Source organism: Collinsella sp. AM41-2BH (assembly GCF_003468085.1).
Lineage (GTDB): Bacteria > Actinomycetota > Coriobacteriia > Coriobacteriales > Coriobacteriaceae > Collinsella.
Genome location: NZ_QSGH01000003.1, coordinates 18,477 through 37,534, shown reverse-complemented (window position 1 = coordinate 37,534; position 19,058 = coordinate 18,477). Strand labels below are relative to the sequence as shown.

At 57.2% G+C, this 19,058-nt stretch carries 16 protein-coding genes; 8 read left to right on the top strand and 8 right to left on the bottom strand.

Features of this window, described 5'->3' with window-relative positions; translation table 11 throughout:
• Nucleotides 1-166: 166 nt before the first annotated feature.
• Together DW899_RS02380 and DW899_RS02375 are read left to right on the top strand one after the other, a co-directional pair.
• Entirely contained in the window at nucleotides 167-2,971 is a 2,805-nt protein-coding gene (locus tag DW899_RS02380; RefSeq protein WP_158566552.1) for a transporter substrate-binding domain-containing protein, read from the top strand.
• A gap of 42 nt (nucleotides 2,972-3,013) precedes the next feature.
• Nucleotides 3,014-3,493, top strand: a complete 480-nt coding sequence (locus tag DW899_RS02375) for a pyridoxamine 5'-phosphate oxidase family protein (protein ID WP_117630053.1) — start codon at nucleotides 3,014-3,016, stop codon at nucleotides 3,491-3,493.
• Nucleotides 3,494-3,590: 97 nt separating this feature from the next.
• On the opposite strand, the gene DW899_RS02370 is transcribed toward DW899_RS02375, so the two are convergent.
• Both DW899_RS02370 and tsaA read right to left on the bottom strand, forming a co-directional pair.
• Nucleotides 3,591-4,802, bottom strand: a complete 1,212-nt coding sequence (locus DW899_RS02370) for a MalY/PatB family protein (protein WP_117799880.1) — start codon at nucleotides 4,800-4,802, stop codon at nucleotides 3,591-3,593.
• Between the two features lie 112 nt (nucleotides 4,803-4,914).
• Nucleotides 4,915-5,652: a tRNA (N6-threonylcarbamoyladenosine(37)-N6)-methyltransferase TrmO gene (gene tsaA / locus DW899_RS02365; RefSeq protein ID WP_233539872.1), complete on the bottom strand. Its 738-nt coding sequence runs from the start codon at nucleotides 5,650-5,652 to the stop codon at nucleotides 4,915-4,917.
• 140 nt (nucleotides 5,653-5,792) lie between these two features.
• On the opposite strand from tsaA, the gene DW899_RS02360 reads away from it, so the two are divergent.
• The 5 genes from DW899_RS02360 to DW899_RS02340 all read left to right on the top strand — a co-directional run bounded on the left by DW899_RS02360 (nucleotide 5,793) and on the right by DW899_RS02340 (nucleotide 9,089).
• Nucleotides 5,793-6,620, top strand: a complete 828-nt coding sequence (locus DW899_RS02360) for a TipAS antibiotic-recognition domain-containing protein (RefSeq protein WP_117757265.1) — start codon at nucleotides 5,793-5,795, stop codon at nucleotides 6,618-6,620.
• Between the two features lie 52 nt (nucleotides 6,621-6,672).
• A complete protein-coding gene (locus DW899_RS02355) occupies nucleotides 6,673-6,918 on the top strand; it encodes a glutaredoxin (RefSeq protein WP_117799878.1) in 246 nt (81 codons plus the stop codon).
• Between the two features lie 285 nt (nucleotides 6,919-7,203).
• Complete coding sequence (locus DW899_RS02350; protein ID WP_117799877.1) at nucleotides 7,204-8,490, top strand: hypothetical protein; 1,287 nt, start codon at nucleotides 7,204-7,206, stop codon at nucleotides 8,488-8,490.
• Between the two features lie 57 nt (nucleotides 8,491-8,547).
• Nucleotides 8,548-8,814, top strand: a complete 267-nt coding sequence (locus tag DW899_RS02345) for a hypothetical protein (protein WP_055252529.1) — start codon at nucleotides 8,548-8,550, stop codon at nucleotides 8,812-8,814.
• Between the two features lie 8 nt (nucleotides 8,815-8,822).
• Nucleotides 8,823-9,089: a ribbon-helix-helix protein, CopG family gene (locus DW899_RS02340; protein ID WP_055252530.1), complete on the top strand. Its 267-nt coding sequence runs from the start codon at nucleotides 8,823-8,825 to the stop codon at nucleotides 9,087-9,089.
• A 131-nt stretch (nucleotides 9,090-9,220) separates the two neighbouring features.
• Here the strand turns inward: DW899_RS02340 and DW899_RS02335 are convergent, their stop codons facing one another.
• Nucleotides 9,221-10,174 carry a tRNA-dihydrouridine synthase gene (locus DW899_RS02335; protein WP_117799876.1) on the bottom strand — a complete coding sequence of 318 codons (954 nt, stop codon included), beginning with the start codon at nucleotides 10,172-10,174 and terminating at the stop codon, nucleotides 9,221-9,223.
• Between the two features lie 258 nt (nucleotides 10,175-10,432).
• Between DW899_RS02335 and DW899_RS02330 the strand changes: the two genes are divergently transcribed.
• Nucleotides 10,433-11,566, top strand: coding sequence for a hypothetical protein (locus DW899_RS02330; protein WP_117799875.1), 1,134 nt, complete (start codon nucleotides 10,433-10,435; stop codon nucleotides 11,564-11,566).
• A 43-nt stretch (nucleotides 11,567-11,609) separates the two neighbouring features.
• Here DW899_RS02330 and DW899_RS02325 read toward each other — a convergent pair whose 3' ends face one another.
• The 5 genes from DW899_RS02325 to DW899_RS02305 all read right to left on the bottom strand — a co-directional run bounded on the left by DW899_RS02325 (nucleotide 11,610) and on the right by DW899_RS02305 (nucleotide 19,052).
• Complete coding sequence (locus DW899_RS02325; protein ID WP_117799874.1) at nucleotides 11,610-14,864, bottom strand: ABC transporter ATP-binding protein/permease; 3,255 nt, start codon at nucleotides 14,862-14,864, stop codon at nucleotides 11,610-11,612.
• 221 nt (nucleotides 14,865-15,085) lie between these two features.
• Nucleotides 15,086-16,777 carry an FAD-dependent oxidoreductase gene (locus tag DW899_RS02320; protein WP_117799873.1) on the bottom strand — a complete coding sequence of 564 codons (1,692 nt, stop codon included), beginning with the start codon at nucleotides 16,775-16,777 and terminating at the stop codon, nucleotides 15,086-15,088.
• A 226-nt stretch (nucleotides 16,778-17,003) separates the two neighbouring features.
• The gene (locus DW899_RS02315) at nucleotides 17,004-17,966 is read right to left on the bottom strand and encodes a redoxin domain-containing protein (RefSeq protein WP_117799872.1); all 963 of its coding nucleotides are present in this window, start codon (nucleotides 17,964-17,966) and stop codon (nucleotides 17,004-17,006) included.
• Nucleotides 17,967-18,001: 35 nt separating this feature from the next.
• Entirely contained in the window at nucleotides 18,002-18,961 is a 960-nt protein-coding gene (locus DW899_RS02310) for a 4Fe-4S binding protein (protein WP_117799871.1), read from the bottom strand.
• Entirely contained in the window at nucleotides 18,906-19,052 is a 147-nt protein-coding gene (locus DW899_RS02305) for a CD1871A family CXXC motif-containing protein (protein ID WP_197032205.1), read from the bottom strand. Before DW899_RS02305 ends, DW899_RS02310 begins: the two co-directional genes overlap by 56 nt.
• Nucleotides 19,053-19,058: the final 6 nt, after the last annotated feature.

Here is a 19,058-nt window from a genome sequence, read left to right as displayed (position 1 = left end):
CCACGCCTCCCCCGCAAACGGAACTAGTCATTGGGGACGTTCTTAAACGACTAGTCAGTTAAGAACGTCCCCAATGACTACCTAACCGTTTAGCGGTGCGGCGGCTGAATGGGCAGGCTGAGCTGGTATCCTTATGCGAAACTGTCTCAACTCGATAGGATTTCATGTGAAACCTTCCGCCGTCCTTCGCTTGGCTCTATATCGCACCCTGGCCGTCGCGCTTGCCGTGCTCGCCATACTGAGCGCCGTCATGCCCGCCCCCGCCTTTGCCGCCGACTCCGACCAGCAGGTCAAGACGGTCCGCGTTGGCTGGCTCGTCAACAACAAAGGCTTCCAGGAAGGCATGCCGGGCGAGCGACTCTCGGGGTGGGGCTACGAGTACCTCCAGACCCTCTCGTATTACACAAAGGGCTGGCAATACGAATACGTTAGCGGCACCTTCTCCGAGCTTATGGACATGCTCGAAGCAGGCGAAATCGACCTCATGCCCAACATCTCGTATTCGGCAGAACGCGAGCAGAAGCTGCTCTTTTCCTCGAACCCCGAGGGCACCGAGCGCTACTACATCTACGCCAGGCCCGACCGCGACGATCTGGCCAAGGGTGACCCCCAGGCGCTCCAAGGCCTCACCATCGGCTGCAACTCTGGCGTTATGCAAACTATCGTCGGCCAGCAGTGGCTCGCCGACGAAGGCGTCACCTGCACCTATAAAGAAATCGACACCGGCAGCGCCCTCTTTGAGGCGCTTGCAGACGGCGAGGTCGACGCCGTCATCATGAACGATACCATTTCGTCGCCCGATGCGTCACCCATGTTCTACGTAGGCTCGAGCGACTACTATTTTGCCGTTCCCAAAAGCCGCCCCGATCTGATGAACGACATCAACGCCGCCATGACGACCATCGCCCGCGATAACCCGCGCTATAACGAGGAAGTCAAATCGAGTTACTCGACCCAAAACAGTGGCTCGTCATCGCTCACCGGCCCCGAGACCACCTGGCTCAAAGCAAACGGCAATACCATCACGCTCGGCTATCTTAAAAACCAACTTCCCTACTGCACGCAAAATGACGACGGCGAGATGGAAGGATCGCTCGCCTCGCTTGCAACGACGTTGCACGACAAGTTTGGTATTACGGTCAAAACAATCGCACTCTCGAACAACAGGCAAATGATCAAAGCCCTTTCCAACGGAACCATCGATGTCGCCCTGCCATTGTTTCGCGACTACTGGCTCGCCGAGCAGACAGGAGTCATCCAGTCAAACTCGATGGGAACGGTTTCGCTGACCGCCATTCACAGTGGCAAAAACCTGAACAGCGACCTTAAGAACATCGCTTGTACAAAGAGCACAATCGTTAACCGTTTTGAGCTCGAAAGTCTCTTCCCGAACGCAACAGTAACCGAGTACTCGAATGACGGCGAGGTGCTCAAAGCCCTCAATGAGGGGAAGGCACGTTGCATCATTGTCCCCAGCACGCGCCTGGAAACTCTCCGCGACACCTACGACATCGAGGATTTCGAAACACAGGAACTCACCAACACGGCGCAGCTATCGTGTTTAATTTCGCGCGGCAAGCCCGAGCTGCTGGGAATCATCAATAAGGGCATCGTCAATGCAGGTGAATCGCTCTCTGCAAACAGCTATTTCCCCACATCGTACTCGGCGCAAGAATCGGACACGTTCCAGTTTTTCTATCGTAACCGCACCGCCATTGCGACTGTTATCATCTGCATCTTGCTCACCAGCATCGCCATCCTTGTCTGGTCGCTTTACCGCGCACAGGAGGAACGGCAGAAAGCTGATGCCGCCAACGCCGCCAAAACCGCTTTCCTCACGCGCATGAGCCACGACATCCGCACGCCGCTCAACGGCATCCTAGGCCTTATCGAAATTGAGGAATTGAGAGAAGGCGACATGCAGGTCGCCCGCGAAAGCCGCGCCAAGGCGCGCGTTGCCGCCAATCACCTGCTGTCACTGATTAACGACATCCTCGAGATGGGCAGGATCGAGGAGTGCAAAGTGACGCTCGAGCACGAATCATTCAACCTTAAAGAGCTGTGCGACAATGCGCTCGTACTGTGCAAGCTCCGCGCATCGGACCGCGGCATAACCATGCTCGACACCAGCGAGCCCTACGCTGTCGACCAATATATGATCGGCAGCCCCACCCATATTCGGCAGATCCTTGTCAACCTGCTCGACAACAGCATCAAGTACAACAAGCACGGAGGCACCGTCACGTTCTCATCGACCATCAAACCGGTCGACGACGAGCACGCCGTGTTTTGCTTTAGCGTCTCGGATACCGGCATTGGTATGACGCCCGAGTTTTTGACGCACATTTACGAGCCGTTTGCCCAGGAAGGCGACGATGCGCGCAGCAAGTTCCAAGGAACCGGCATTGGCATGTCTATCGTCAAATCGCTCATCGATATGATGGGCGGCACGATTGAGATTTCGAGTGAGGTTGGCGCGGGAAGCACGTTCAACGTCCAGATACCGCTCGATATCGACAAGAACCCTCAGGCAAAAGAACGTGCGTCCAAGCAGACATACAGTTGCTCGCTTGCCGGCATGAACGTCCTTTTGGCAGAAGACAACGAGCTCAATGCCGAAATTGCCCAGGCTCTACTCGAAAGCGAAGGCATCGTCGTAACGCGCGCCGCCGACGGCAACAAAGCAGTCGACCTATACGTTAGTCGTCCCGCCGGCAGCTTCGATGCGATCCTGATGGACATCATGATGCCGGGCATGGATGGCTACGAGGCAACCCGCGCGATTCGTCTGAGCGAAAAGGCCGATGCAGCCGATATCCCCATCATCGCGCTCACTGCCAACGCCTTCAACGAGGACGCCAAGGCGGCACACGATGCCGGTATGAACGCCCATCTGCCCAAACCGCTCGACTTTAACAAGCTCAAAAACATACTCGCCCGCATCAAGAAATACGGATCCGTTTCGCTATAGTTTGTGCTCAACCACCATGCACAGCCAGAAAGGAAGCCAACGATGTTTAGGCCCTTACGTCGAAAGAAACGCGCCATCACTGACGAGGAAGCGCGCGAGTTGCTCGCCACCTGTAAGCGCGGCGTCTTTGCCGTCAACGGCGATGATGGCTACCCCTATGCCATTCCCGTCAACTACTTCTTTGACGCCGAGCACGACAAGATTTATTTCCATGGCGCCAAGGCCGGCCACAAGGTCGATTCGCTCAGGCGTGACGATAAAGTCTGCTTTACCGTTTACGGCAACGAGTGGTACAAGGACGGCGACTGGGCTCCTTACGTCATGAGCACTGTGGTCTTTGGCCGTTGCCGCCTAGTAGATGAAGCGCCTGCGTTTATCGAGGACAAAGTCCGCCAGCTCGCGCTTAAGTACTACCCTTCTGCCGAAGAAGTCGAGGAAGAAATCGCCAAAGACATCAAGGGCGTCCAACTCTACGAGATTTCAATTGAGCATCTTTGCGGCAAGCAGATTCAGGAAAAGTAGCGAATGCGAAAAACGCGCTCGCTACCCTCTGCGCCCCATGCGCCCACGCATTTTGACGGCGTGGGCGCATGGGGCAGCACTCGAATCGAGCGCCCCCCTATACCCCAAAAACGTAGCGGTCCAGGCGCTCACACGCCTCCTTTACCCGCGAAAGGGGCAGTGCCAGATTCACGCGAATGTGGCAGGGCCCGTGGAACGGGCGGCCGTCCTGATACCCCACGCCCACACGAGCGCCCTCGTCGAGCAGCCACTGAATATCGCGGCCATGCTCGCGGCACCACTCGGTGCAGTCCAGAAACACCATGTAGGTGCCCTGCGGACGCGAATAGGACACGCCCGCAAAATGCTTGTCCACGTAATTGCAGAAGTAGTCGACGTTGCCCTCGATGACCTCATTGAGCTCATCAACCCACTCGTAGCCTTGCGGCTGGTAGGCACCGATAAGCGCGTGCATCGAAAGGACGTTCATCTCGTTGTAGTGGGTCTTGTTGGACACGGCGCACACGCGGTCGCGCAGCGTCTCGTTATAGATGATGTGGTAGCTGCCGACCAGGCCCGCCAGGTTAAACGTCTTGCTGGGCGCGTAGAGGGCAACCGTGCGCATGTGGGCGTCCTCGCTCACCGACTGCGTCGGGATATGCTTGTGACCCGACAGGATGATATCGGACCAAATCTCATCCGAGATCACCACGCAATCGTGCTGACGATAGATGTCCATGGCGCGCTCGATCTCGTCGCGCCCCCATACGCGGCCGCAGGGATTGTGCGGCGAGCAGAACACCGCGGCATGGATGTGGTTTTGGGCGAGCTTTCGCTCCATGTCCTCAAAGTCCATGCGCCACACGCCCCGATCGTCGAGCTTAAGCGGGCTGTGGACAATGCGATAGCCCGCGGCTTCGATAGACTTGGTAAAGCCGATGTAGGTGGGACTGTGGACCAGTACCGCATCGCCCGGCTGGACATATGCGCGCAGCGTCGACACGACACCGCCCAGCACGCCGTTTTCGTAGCCGATATGCTCCGGCGCCAAGCCCTCAACGCCGTTGCGACGGCTTTGCCATTCGATGATGCGGTCGAAGTACTCGTCACGCGGATTGAAATAGCCAAACATGGGATGCTGGGCGCGCTGAATGATGTGTTCCTGAACCGTGGGCACCGTGGCAAAATTCATATCCGCCACCCACATGGGGATGCGGTCGAAGCCCTCGTCGGGTGCGTTCGGAGCCATGTCGGGAATTTCTCCCCAGGAGTCAACGGCGATGGCGTCCATACCGTGGCGGTCGACAAGCGAGGTAAAGTCGTATTTCATGCTGAGCTCCCGTGCAAAGCGGATTGTTTCGGTAGGCGTTATTGTCCACCAGCGTGGGCGGTTTTGGAGCGGAGTTTGGCGCTTAATTTGACGGGTGCGGACGAATGGCTGGTTAGTCTCGCGCGTCGTTGATGGCGGTTATCGTCAACCTGGTTCCGTCGACCGTAAACGATATGTCAAGCCCAGCGTAAGCCAAATGGTAAACGCGGTTTGGCTCGTGTTTGCTGCCCGCACGGCGCGGATCTTGGCGGAGCACCTCGATCAAGCCGGGGAGCTTTGTGTCCGGGACCATGTCCCGCAGCGCTTGCGGGAGCTCGACATCGAGCTCTTGCCATGGCGCGTCCTCAATCCAGCCGCCCGTCGCATCCGGGTGACAGTCCGCAAACGGAATGTAAGGCTTAATGTCGTAGATGGGCGTACCGTCGCGCAGGTCGGCCCCCAGCACATGGATGATGGGACCATCGTCGGTGAGCTCGACACGATCAAGCTTGACGCAGGTGAGCCCGATGGGATTAGGGCGAAACGGACTGCGCGTGGCAAACACGCCCACGCGTTCGGCTCCACCCAGACGCGGTGGGCGCACGGTTTTCGACCATTTTGCGTTGGTGCCGGACCTGTCCTGCGTTTTGGCATCGGTGGCTATGTCCTTAGCCGTGCCGCCGGGCGTTCCGTTTTCGAAGCACCATAGCAGCCATAGGTGAGAGAAGGAGTCCAGACCCTCAACTGCAGCGTTGGAGGCAAATTCCGGCTCAAAGACGATGCGTCCCTGCAGATGGGGCGCCAAAAAGCTGTTGCGTGGGATGCCGAACTTCTGCGGCAGGTCGGTATGTATGTGTGCAATAGGTTCCATGCCGGTCATTGTACGGCATGGAGGCGTGGGGTGTTGCGCGCAATTCTTCGCCGCGGTCCCCGTCGTGCAACCAACGGTTGCTTGGAAGGGTGCCGGCCGCCGCGTATGCTTAAAGCAACAAACAGCAGAAAGGAGCCGTCATGGCCTTTGCAGAAAAGCTCATCGCCATCCGCCGCGACAACAATCTCACCCAAGAGCAACTCGCCGCCAAGCTCTTCGTCACACGCCAAGCCGTCAGCCGTTGGGAACGCGGCGAAGTCACGCCGGGCATCGACATGATGAAGCTCATTGCCGCCATAACCGGAGAACCGCTGTCCCACCTGCTCGAAATGCCCGAGCACTATTGCCAGAGCTGCGGCATGATACTCACGCCCGACGACTGCGGCACCGATGCTCACGGCGCAACGACCGACCATTACTGCAAGTGGTGCTACGACCACGGCAAGTACACCTACGAGACCACGATGGAGGCCATGATTGAGGATTGCGCCCCGCGCCTGGCACAAAACACCGGTATGTCGCTCGACGAAGCCGTCTCGCTCATGGGCGCCGTGCTGCCGCAATTGGAGCGCTGGCGCACCGTGCAGGAAAACGAGGAGCGCTACGGTGCCGAGGCGCGGGCGCGCTATGGCGACGAGGCCGTCGATGCAGCAAACGAGGCACTGCTGGACATGGACCCCGAGACATGGAACGACATGAAGGAACTTGAACGCGCTATTCTGGGCCAGCTCTCGATCGCCATGGGCGACGGCGAACCGGATGGAAGCGAGGCGCGCAAGCTTGTCGCAATGCACCGTCGATGGATTGGCCTTAACTGGGGACACGAACCCCAAGACGAAGCATACCTGGGCCTCGCCCACGGCTATCTTGCCGATCAGCGCTTTGTTGACTACTACGACAAGCCCTGCGGCACCGGAGCTACGGCGTTTCTGGTACAGGCCATCGAGTCGTCGCTGGCCCGCGCATAGATTGCGGCGGCTTTGGGTATTTCAATCAAAACCGCAACCGATTGGAGACACCATGGCTACTGATCATGAACTCGCGCTCTACGTTATGACTGGCTGCCCGTATTGCATAAAGGTCAAGCGCTTTTTGGCCGATAACGGCGTGACCATTCCCGAGCGCAATATCTCGACCGATTCCGATGCCGAGCAGACGCTCATCACCGTCGGCGGAAAGCGCCAGGTTCCCTGCCTGTTCATTGACGGCACGCCACTCTACGAGTCGAGCGACATCATCACCTGGGCACAGAAAAACCTCCTCTAGCACTCATTGGGGACGTACTTAAATGAGTAGGTAGGAATTCAGCTTCTCAAATTTATAGAACATACGTTTGCTTTTATGCTATACTCGCCTCAAGGCATGAGACGAGTCGAGAGCTCCTGCGGAGGTCCCCAATGACACGCTGGAGCGAGCTCGGTAAGTAAGATCGGTGGTTACCGCACTCGCCCATCTCAGACAGGCTGCGCTCCTGTTCGCCGTCGCCATCAAAGAACGGCACTCACAACCAAACGTTTCCGTTATCCGTGAGTCACACAGGAGTGCATCGTTATGGCAAAAAAGATTCCAACCTTTACGTCCGACATCGTTTCGAGCGCCTGCTCAGATATCAGCGGAATCGTTGAAGCCAAGAGCCTTAATCAAAAGGGTATCGATCATGAAACTTCGCTTGAGGGGGCATTGCTCATCGGGCGCCGCCTCGAACAAGAGACCGCCGGATACCCCGTTACCAACCTCAAAGGATTGCTCTCCCCTGTCGGCGGCCATCTACACAAGCATTATGGTCCCCGCTTAGGACAATCCTATCTCACACGCTGCATTAAGTTCGCTCGCGCCGTTCCCAAAGACGTGCCACCTAGATCAGAGCTTGGCCTAACTCACTATGAGTCACTCGCTCGCATTACAAACGAGTACCTGCGTCTGGAGCTCATGAACGTCGCGGCCGACAACAGATGGTCCTCATCACGCGTCGCGCTTCACGCCAGATACCAAAGCCCACAAGATGCTCCAAGCAACAGGGAATTCCGCGAGCTCATAGCGAACCAGGAAGTTTGGCGCTTTGCACGCGCTTATACAGATGCTTGCGGAATCATCTCGCTTGAGAAGTTTGTTGAGCTTTACAATTCTTGCGCTCCCAAACCAGTCTCGATATTCGAAGTAAATGAAACCATTTGGAAAATCAGAGACGAGTCGGGGCGCATCGACAACCCCTGTATGTTATCCAGAGACGGAGAGCTGTACCTCATAACGCCGGAACTTGATGACACAGTCGAAAACAACCCTTATTACTACGACGACTACGGATATTCTTATCGAAAATATAAACGCCATAGCGAGTACACCGAGGAAATGCGTTCGTTACGCGAGCGACGTGTTCAGAGCAGGAGGGCGGCCATATTCGCTGCTCATAAACAGCATCCAATCAAAAAACTCGATTATGAGGACGTTGTCTGCGGATATGCCACCTACACACGGTTTGTTAACAATCTCAAACTGGATATCTTGAAGGATTCCAAGCTGAGTGCCGCGAGCCTTCACGCAAGAGAGGACGAATTCGATTTCATTATGGCAAAGCTCTTGCGCTCTATTGGTCTCAACGGCATGCCGACAGTGCAACAAATTAACGAAGATGCCGAATTTCTATTGATCGTCGTACGGCCCGATTTTTATGAACAAGCGAAGATAAACAAGGTCTCCAAACTCCTCTCGATAATCTATGAGAACACTCCCCTCTGGGAGTTCAACGGCCGCTCGCATACCGAACTAAGAAATGAAGAAGCGGTAGAGCCTCTCGTGCCAACTATGCAACCAACAGTCCAACCAAAACAGGCTGCTTAACCATATTAACTGCTTGTATTTTTGTCTACAAAACTGTATACATAAAGAGAGGTCCCTATGGAGCTCATCGCAATCCACCCCCATGCCCTCAAACATGGGCTGACAGAGACGGATATTACCTGCGCTTGGAACTCCGCTTTCGCATGGTTTAGGCGTGATCTTGAAAATGGAGGCATCGATTACGTTCTCGTTGGACTTGATGGAAAAAACCGCCTCATGGAGCTCATTGCTCGATGTTGCCCCGACCGAGATGGTTACATCATTTACCACGCCCTTGTCCCTCCTACGCGCAAGGTGCTCAGGGAAATCGGAATCGATCGATAGGAGGCGCTATGGACGCTAAACAGCTCGAAAAGATGATGGGGTTTGCTCCCGGTGAGCTAGAAAAAGCCGCAGCGGCATACGAAAAAGATGAGTGGCCGAAGGGCCACACCGTCAAGTTGGGAAGGCCGCCGATTTCCGATGAACCAAGCGTTGTTTTATCGGCACGTGTGGGCGAATCGGTTCTTGAAGCATTTGACGCAAAGGCAAAGCGCCATGGGCAAACGCGCACGGAGCGACTCAGGGAACTCATTACACTCGATGCAATGATTGCCTAGTCCCCTGCCGAACCAAACATGTACGTCAGCATCCAAAAACGATATTTTTCGACATCCTTGGATGCTGGCGTACAGTTTTTTGCATGGGTCCGGCACAGGCGATCCGTTCTTCTCCGTCCCCAAGGGATCATTTAGCCACAAAAGCGGGCGATGGGCGCAAGCTGCTGCTCGCGAAAGACACGGTCGACAGCGGCACGGTATTCATCGACCTTTTTGGTCTTGCGTACGAGTTTGTGAACGGTCGCGGGATCGGCGAAGGCGCACTTGGCGTAGAACCACCACTCCTTCATGCGAAAGACCGCGTTACCGCCGATCTCTTCTGCATAGGCCGCAAACAGCGTGTCGTGGAAGCGCTGCAGTTCAGTTGCCGTGGCAGTAGGACCGCCCTTAACCATGCGAGCCAGCGCGGGGTTCGCAAGCAAGCCGCGCCCCAACATGACGTGACGCGTTCCGGGATAGGCCTCCACCAGCGCATCCATGTCCTCAAGATCAAAGATGTCGCCGTTATAGGCCACCGGAAACGGCGCCCGCTTCAGCGTCTCACCGTAAAACTCTTTGCGCGGCGAGCCCGTATAGCGGTCCTTTTGCACGCGCGGGTGCACAATCAGCTCTGCCAGCGGCATGCGGCAATACAGATCGAGCACGCGCTCGTATTCGTCGTCGTTCTCCAATCCCAGCCTGGTCTTGACCGACACCGGCAACGGCGAGCGTTCGCACACGTCGCTCAAGAACACCTCGAGCTCATCCAGATTGCGCAGAAAGCCCGAGCCCTTCCCCTTGGCGACAACCGTGCCCGAGGGGCAGCCAAGGTTGAGATTGACCTCGTGATAACCCATGTCGGCGAGCACCTGCGCCGCCCACACAAACTCATCCGCATTCTTGGACATCAGCTGAGGCACTACGTTAAGCCCCTGGTTATTGGCGGGATCGACCTCTTTAAACGCTTTGCCGCCAAAGCGGTTGCCTACCCGTGGCGGCGGCAAAAACGGCGTGTAATAACAATCGAGTGCGCCAAAACACTCCGCGTGCACGCGACGGAACACATGCCCGGTAATCCCCTCCATAGGGGCCAGCGATAAATACATCGACATCCATTCTCACATCAATGTGACAAAGGGACTGTCCCTTTGTCACATTTGCAAATCATCATTCGGCTGTTTATTTTGGCACACATACGTATCGGGCGGCATCATCGCGTGGGCACAGGAGCAGCCGCTCTAAACCAGGGCTGCCGTGGCACTTTTGCCGTATGACCATGCGCTCATCGATGGCGGGATTCTCTATACTGAGTCACATATGACGGCATCGCGCCACAACGACCGCCACGACACCAAGGACCCGCCATGGCAGCACTCTCCGAACAAGAACGCAAGCGCATCCAGCGATACTGCATCTGCCCCAAGGTTGCCGGCGCGGCGCTTGCCATGGCATTCGTGCTGCCCTTATCGATCATTCCTTTCGAAATGGTCGACGACATCGTCTTCCATCACGAAGGCTTCCAAGAGACAGGCATGATGACCGCCTTGGTGCTCACCGCCATCGAGCTCGTTATATTCTGCTACTGCGCTCTCGCCCCGCGCTTTGGCATGCGTGGCAAGCAGTGGAAGGAAATGCAGTACCGGCTCGCCGTCGAGCAGAGCGAGAAAGACCGCTCGGCACAGATCGCAGGCGTTGTTGGCACGCAGGCCGCCGCGCGCCTGCTCAGGAACAGTGACAACGAGACCGCGCGCAACCTGGGCGGCGCGGCAGAGGTCGCCGCTGCCGTAGGCGCCGTCGCCACCGCGGCAGATGTGCTTGCCGAGAGCTTCGCCAACGCAAAGGCCGCGGCAGAGGCCTGTGGCGTGCCTATCCCCCGTGCAAAAAAGTGGATCGTCGCGCTTGTGGCGCTGCCCCTCGCAATCGTGTGCGGCGCCTATATCCCGCAGCTGGCGCAGGGAAACATCGAGATGCAGGAGAACGCCGCGGCTGCAGCCGAGCAGATCGCCATCGCCCGCAAGGCGCTGGAACCCTCATGCGAGTACGTATCCGCCGATGACCCCTACGAGCGATACCAAGATTACGGCTATCACGTCCGAGGCTATCTGCACGACGGCGACTCCGATGCCCAAAAGACCTATACGTACCTGGATTTTGACAACAAGGGAACGCTCGCGGAAGTGAGCTACGCGGCAGAGGTCGACCCCGATGCGAACCTCGAGGACAATCTCGCCCGTATCGAGCTCGACCTTGACGAGCTTTCCTCTGTCGTCCAAACCATAGACGTCAAGACCGCAAGTCCCGAGCTCCTAGCACCGCAGAAGCTCCCTGAAGAGTTTAGGCAGGCTTTTTTGAACGGCTCGCTCTACGAGAGAATCTCTATCAGGACGAGCGACGGCCCCGTCAAAGCGTATTACTCGTTTGATACGGAACCCGAGGACGAGTTTGACGAGTATACCCATCCAGCCATCCGCATCACGCTGATGGGCAAAACAAGCTAGGCGCAGGAGAGAAATGTGACAAAGGGGCTGTCCCTTTGTCACATTATTCGGAGCGTAGGGCTTCTACGGGGTCTTTCTTAGATGCGCTGCGGGCCGGCAGTAGGCCGGCGACGACCGTCAGCAGCACCGATATCGCAATGAGTATCAACGCATCCTGCACGGGCAGGCTCATCAGGTTGGGGACCTGCTTGGCAGCAAGCGCCCAAGCATTAACAGGAAAGCTTACGAGCACCACGACGGTAACGGCAAAGACGCCGGCAATGAGACCCTCGATAAAGGTTTCGGCATTGAACACGTTGGCCACGTTGCGCTTCGACGCGCCGATCGCGCGCAGGATACCGATCTCCTTTTTGCGCTCCAGCACGCTGATGTAGGTGATGATGCCGATCATGATGGAGCTCACCACCAGACTGATGCTCACGAATGCGATGAGCACCAAGCTGATGGTGTTCACGATGTCGGTCACCGAGCCCATGATGATGCCCATGTAGTCGGTGTACGAGATGGCCTGTTCGTCGTGGCCGGCGGCTTTGACCTGCTTGTTGTACGCATCGATGTGTTCAAGCACGCGCTCCTTGGCCTCAAAGTCGCGCGGGAAAATCTTGACCGAGATGGGGTCGGCCTCGTCCGCATAGCCCAGTGTGGTCAGGTTGTTGTCGTAGGTGAGCTTCGACGCCTTGGCATAGCTCATCATGAGCGAACTCAGGTCCTCAGCGTCCATGTTAAAGTGGATAGCGCGAGCAAAGGCGTTCGCATCCACGCGCATGGCGCTCGCCAAGTTGGCAAAACTCGAAGACATCTGCGTCGCCATTTGGTCCATGAGCCCTGCCGCACCCGCCTTGAGCTGGGTTGATATCGTCGTCGCAATCTGCTCGCTGACCGCCTTCATCACCTGATCCATAGACTGCTGCAAATACGGAGCCAGCTGCTTTTGCACATAGTCGCCCATCACCTGCTGCAGACGCTCGGCCAGGGCATCGCCGCCGAGCGCCCTGAGCTGAGCCAGGTATTGCTGGGCTGCGACATCATTCTCAAGGTACGCTGAGAATGCGGCAGCGAGCTTTGACGCGTCCTTAAGATCTTCGGGCGACAGCGCCTTAAACTGATCAGAGCGCATAAAGCCCTCAAACAGCTGGTTGGCTAGCGCTCCCACCTGCTGCATTTGCTCGGGTGTGAGTTCCAGACCGTCAAAGATGCCCGAGAAATCCGGGACCGGCGCCTTGGCCATGATGTCGCTGAAATCGATGTCTCGCCCAACACCCGAAAGGTCAATGTCCAACCCGGACAAATCGAGACCAGAAAGGTCCATGCCACCTGCCGCGCCCGAGAGCGCAGACGTATCGAGTGAGAACGCGCTCTTCAGTGCCGCCTCGTCTACGCTGAACATACTGCCCAAATCCACGCCCTGCTTGGCTTCGCCCTGCAGCTCGTCGAAGCTTTTGCCCGTAAAGACATCCGTCTCGGGGTGGGCAAGCTGCTCCTGCACAATCTGCGAATCGGCAGCACGCTCCATAAGCTGGCGAGTCAGCGCATGCGTATAGACAATGCCCGGGGACAATGCGCTCGCGTTTGCCGTCTCGTTGGGTCGCACCACGCCCACAATGCGCACGTCAATACCGTCGGCAACCTTGGCTTTCATAAAGTCGGCGTCGCCAGACATGTCAGTCCACATGCCGGTCTCTTCGTTTTTGCGATAGGCATCGGCCGGCGACAACACCTTAAACGTCGTGGACAGTGCATCGTCGTAGGTAAAGTCGCTGCCGGTCTTGGGCGTCTTGACCTTGCCGTCGGCCGTCATGGCACTGTTAACCAGGTCGTTGAGCTCATCGATATCCAGCGTGCCGATACTGTAGAGCGTGTAGTCGCCCACTGTTCCGCGGCTCGAAAGCACCATCACGGCCTCGTTGGCAGACGTAGGCCAATGGCCGGCAACGACATCGTACTGGCTGTCGAGCAGACTCTGGTCGTTGATCATCTCGTTAAAGACCGAGGTTCCCATGGATTCCATGCTCACCGTTGCCGCCGAGCTCGCGTCTCCGCTCATGGCCTCGGTCATGGCGTTGGGCACCAGCCGGACAGGCTTCTCATCGCCCTTGCCGGCACGATAGACAACCGGCGTCACGCCGTAGCCGTACTGAATGGCGTTGACCTCTTTATCGATGCCGTCGCCACCGGCATCGAGCCATGCCTTAAAGCTCGTCATATCGTTAGATTTAACGCTCGCAAACATGTCCTTTACGGCCGTGACCACCGGGATCTTATCGGTCCCCTGAGCCTTGCCACCGGCGGCGCCATCGGACGAGCCCTCGCCCTTGGATACCTCCTCATCGGCAGCCCCATGCCCGCCCATCATGGACGACAGGTCGTAATCCTGCTTGGAAATGGTGAGTGGGTAGCTCGAGAGCGTGTCCTCCTCAACCTTTTTGATGTAGCCGTTTACGCCATTGGAGAGTGCCAGGATCGCCGCAATGCCGATAATGCCAATCGAGCCCGCAAAGGCAGTCATGGCCGTACGGCCCTTTTTGGTCATAAGGTTTCGGGCAGAAAGCCCCAGCGCCGTCACAAAGCTCATCGAGGTTTTGCGCGTAGGCTTGGCCTCGCGGCGCGCGGCCTTGGCAACATCAAAGGGGTCGGAATCGTCGGTGATCTTGCCGTCCGCCAGGTTGACGATGCGCGTGGCGTACTGGTACGCCAGCTCGGGATTGTGCGTGACCATAATGACCAGACGGTCGCGCGCAACGTCCTTGAGCAAATCCATGACCTGCACGGATGTCGTTGAGTCTAGGGCGCCGGTCGGCTCGTCTGCCAGCACGATCTCGGGGTCGTTGATCAGGGCGCGGGCAATAGCCACGCGCTGCATCTGGCCGCCCGATAGCTGGCTCGGGCGCTTGTTAACGTGCTCGCCCAGACCGACTGCCTCAAGCGCCTTGCGCGCACGCTGGCGGCGCTCGGCATGTCCCACGCCCGTGAGCGTAAGCGCCAGCTCCACGTTTTCCAAAATGCTCTGGTGCGGAATGAGGTTATAGCTCTGGAACACAAAGCCGATGCGATTGTTTCTGTAGGCATCCCAATCGCGATCGCTGAAGTCCTTGGTCGAGATGCCATCGATCAACAGGTCGCCGGAATCGAAATGGTCGAGTCCACCAATGACGTTGAGCATCGTAGTTTTACCCGAACCCGAGGGACCCAGGATGGCTACAAACTCGTTATCGCGAAAAGACAGGCTTACGCTGTCGAGCGCTACCTGCGTAAACGACTGCGTAACGTACCTTTTGCAAATATCTCTGAGATCCAGCATGGACGGCAACCTCTCTCGCGCGGGCGCGCTCGCCCGCTCCCCCGCCGTTCACGTTCGGCGCGTTTGTCCTACTCTATCCTCATTTTTGGCCGATACCAGTGAGGAACGTAACGAACCGCGCCAAAAAACGAACGGGACAGCACGCCGCATGGCGCACCATCCCGCATATAACATCCCCGATGCGACAAAGAGGCTGTCACTTTGTCACATTCCAATGCGCGCTACTTTTCGAGCCCGCACGGCATAACGTTAGCGCTGCCGCGGCGAGCCTCAGTCACGGCCGCAAAGAAGCGATAGCCGCCCGAGAAGTTAAAGCACTCAAAGCCATGCTGCTCCAAAATGCGGCATGCAATGTAGCTGCGAATGCCGCTCTGGCAAATCACGTAGACCGGCTTGGCCCGGTCGAGCTCGCCCAGGCGATTGCGCAGATCATCGACGGGAATGTTTACGAAACCATCGATATGCCCGCGCTCATACTCCCCTTCCGTACGAACATCGAGCAGCTGCACGCTGCCATCGCGTGGCAAGTTGGGCTCATCCTCCCAATGCCACTGCGCCAGTATGCCGCGATTGAGGTTCTCGATCATAAAGCCCGCCATATTGACGGGATCCTTCGCCGATGAATACGGCGGCGCGTATGCTAGGTCCAAATCCTTAAGCCTATCGCCACGCATGCCTGCCTGGATGGCAGTCGCCAGAACGTCGATACGCTTGTCCACACCATCGATGCCCACGATTTGCGCACCCAACAGGCGCAATCCCTGCTTCTCGAAGACAACCTTCATGGTCATGGGCGTTGCACCCGGATAATAACCCGCATGCGAACCGGGCGACAGGACCACGCTGTCGCAGTCAATTCCCGCCGCGTGTGCTGCCTTTTCGGATAGTCCCGTGCTTGCCGCCGTCAAGTCGAATACCTTGATAACCGATGAGCCCAACGATCCGAGGTAGCAGCTGTCCATGCCAGCTATGACATCGGCGACGACACGCCCCTGCTTGTTGGCGGGGCCGGCGAGCGAAATGACCGCGTCCTCGCCGGTCACCTGATGCGTGACCTGCACGGCATCGCCCACGGCATACACGTCGGCAGCAGAGGTCTCCATGCGGTCGTTGACCACAATAGCCCCCTTGATGCCCAGTTCGAGCCCCGCCTCTTGCGCCAGATGGCTCTCAGGTGCCACGCCAATGGCAAGCAGCACCATATCGGCTCCGATAGGGTCATCGCCCGCAACATGGGTGACAACGCGGCCATCAACTTCCTCAAAACCTGTCACATCGGCCTTGAGGCGCAGATCGATACCGTGCTCACGCACCTCGGTATGCAAAAGGGTCGCCATGTCGTAATCCAGGTTGTTCATAAGTTGGACGGGACGCTGCAGAAGGGTCACCTGGAGCCCCAGCTCGCACAGATTCTCCGCCGTCTCGACGCCAATGAAGCCGCCGCCGATCACGACGGCACTGCTCGGTCGCCGCTCTCGAACATAGCTGTGAATACGCAGCGTGTCCTCAACGGTGCGTAGGCTAAAGATTTTATCCGAGTCGATGCCCGGCAACGCAGGGCGAATCGGCTTTGCACCCGGCGACAGGATGAGCTTGTCATACGTCTCGACAAATTCCTCGCCCGTCAGCATATTGCGAACCTCGACCGTATGCGAATCGGGATGGATGGCAAACACCTCGTGACTCGTCTTGACCGCAATGCGAAAGCGATCCCAAAAGCCCTTGGGAGACTGCAGCGTCAATGCGCTCTCTTCTTCTATCACGCCGCCAATGTAGTACGGAAGCCCACAGTTGGCATACGATACAAAACCCGTGCGCTCAAAGATGACAATTTGGGCCTGCTCGTCGAGTCTGCGCAAACGTGCCGCCGCCGATGCGCCGCCCGCGACGCCTCCAACGATAACCACCTTCATAGCTAACGCACCACCTTTCCCGTGTAGCCGCTTATGCCGCCGATATTCTTGACACTGCCATACCCAGAACGCTTAAGAAAACTCACAGCTTGGTTGCTTCGCGCACCGCTCAGGCGATGCACGAAAAGCTGCGTGCCCTTTCGACGTATACCCATGATGCTACCCCGAAGCAGAAAAAAGAGTCGCTGTTTCCAGCGACTCCCCTTCAGTTGTCTGTCCCACGGACTTACTGTTCGCTCTTCGCGAGTGCCTGATCGATCAGTTTGTTGAGCGCCTCGCGCTGCTCAGCGGAGTTGATGCCGCCCATGATCGGCTCTCCCACAATGTTACCGTTCTGGTCGATCACGTAGGTGGTCGGGAACGAGTACAGGTTGGAGGTGAACTTTCCGGCCTCGCTGTCCGACTTAAACCAGATGTTCTTATACGTCACGCCCTTCTTGGAAAGCACGTCCTTGGCATCGGCCACCGCGTCTTTGTTGCCATCGAGTGTAAAGGAATTAACGCCCACGACCTGGCCGCCCTTCTCGGCAAGCTCCTTGTTGAGCTTCTCCAGATCGCCCAGCTCTCCCACGCACGGCTTGCAGGTGGTAAACCAGAAGTTCATGACGGTGACCTTGTTCTTGGAGAACAGCTCGTCGCTGTTTACATCGTTGCCGTCCAAGTCCTTGCCCTTAAAGCTGGGGAACTTCGTCTCCCCGCTCTCGCCGTTGGTCATACCCGCGGTCGAGGCATCAACGCTCTCCCCCTCGCCGGGCGTGCTGCCACATCCGGGGAACTCCTTCTCCAGCGCCATGAGCTTGTCCTCGATCTCCTTGACCTGCTGCGCGCCGGCCTTAAGCGTCTTAAGCTCGTCAGCCGCAAACTGATCCTTGGCGCCCTCGATGGTATCGAGCAAGAAGTCACCGTAGTTCTTGCCGTCCTCAATCATGGGGGTGTCTTTGTTGGCCGCAAGGAACACCTTTTCCCATAGGGCGTTATCGCTCGCAAAGATCTCGTTTTCCTTTTGCAGCAGCTGCTGATACAGCTCGGCCGCCTCCTCGGCACTTGACGGCTTTTGCGCTATGAGCTCGGCAATCTGCGCATCGCCGCTCGTAGCATCCTTCGCGTCGCCCTTGGGGGCAGAGCACGCCGCGAGAGTCAGCGCCAGCACGGGCAGCATCAACAGAGCCGCAATTTTTGACAGTTTCATGGTTCCTCCGTTTATATCGAAACTTATATAGGTACCTATTTGTTTTCGCAGGCTTGCGTGGACTGCGCGGGTTTGTCGCCCGTCACACCCAGCCCATAGCGAAAGCTAATAGCATCGACGGGGCACGCGCCCACGCATTTGCCGCAACGAATGCACTCGGCATGGTTGGGCGTACGCGTAACGTCCACGTCCATTTGACACACCTTGGCGCACTTGCCGCACGAGACGCATTTGCACTGGTCAACCTGGATCCCCAGCAAAGACACCTTGTTCATGAGCGCATAAAACGCACCGAGGGGGCAAATCCATTTGCAGAAGGGGCGGTAGAACAGCACGCTCAGCACCGCAACCACAATGAGGATCGCGAGCTTCCAAGAAAAGAGCTTTCCCAGCGCGGAGCGGATTCCCGTATTCATGATGGACAGCGGAATCGCGCCCTCGAGCACACCCTGCGGGCAGATGTACTTGCAAAAGAACGGGTCGCCCATACCCACATCGTTAACCACCAAGACGGGCAGCAGCACCACGGCAAACAGTAGCACGGCATACTTGATGTACGTGAGCGGCTTGAGCTTTTTCGTGGAGAGCTTTTTGCTGGGAATCTTATGCAGAAGCTCTTGCAGCCATCCAAACGGACACAAAAAGCCGCATACAAAACGTCCCAGTAGCACGCCGATTAGAATGAGCGTTCCGGTGACGTAATACGAAAAGCTGAACTTAGACGATCCCACCACCGACTGAAACGACCCGATGGGGCACGCACCCGAGGCCGCTGGACACGAGTAGCAGTTAAGCCCCGGCACGCAGACGGCTTTGCCGGCTCCCTGGTAGATACCGCCCTTGGCAAAGTTAGGCAGGTGAATATTGGTCGCAAGCGTCGCCGCCGCCTGAATCAATCCGCGGAATCTCGCCAAAAGATGCGATGCAGTGTTTTTTCTTTTATCCAATTCCGATACACTCCAAGCACAGCCTGATTGCCTTGGCCAGCACGGCATCTGCCTCGCCGCGCATAACGCCAAAGCACACCATGGCTACCCCAACGATCAGCAAAGCCACCTGCGCCACAGGCTTAATCGCTTTGAACAATCTGAC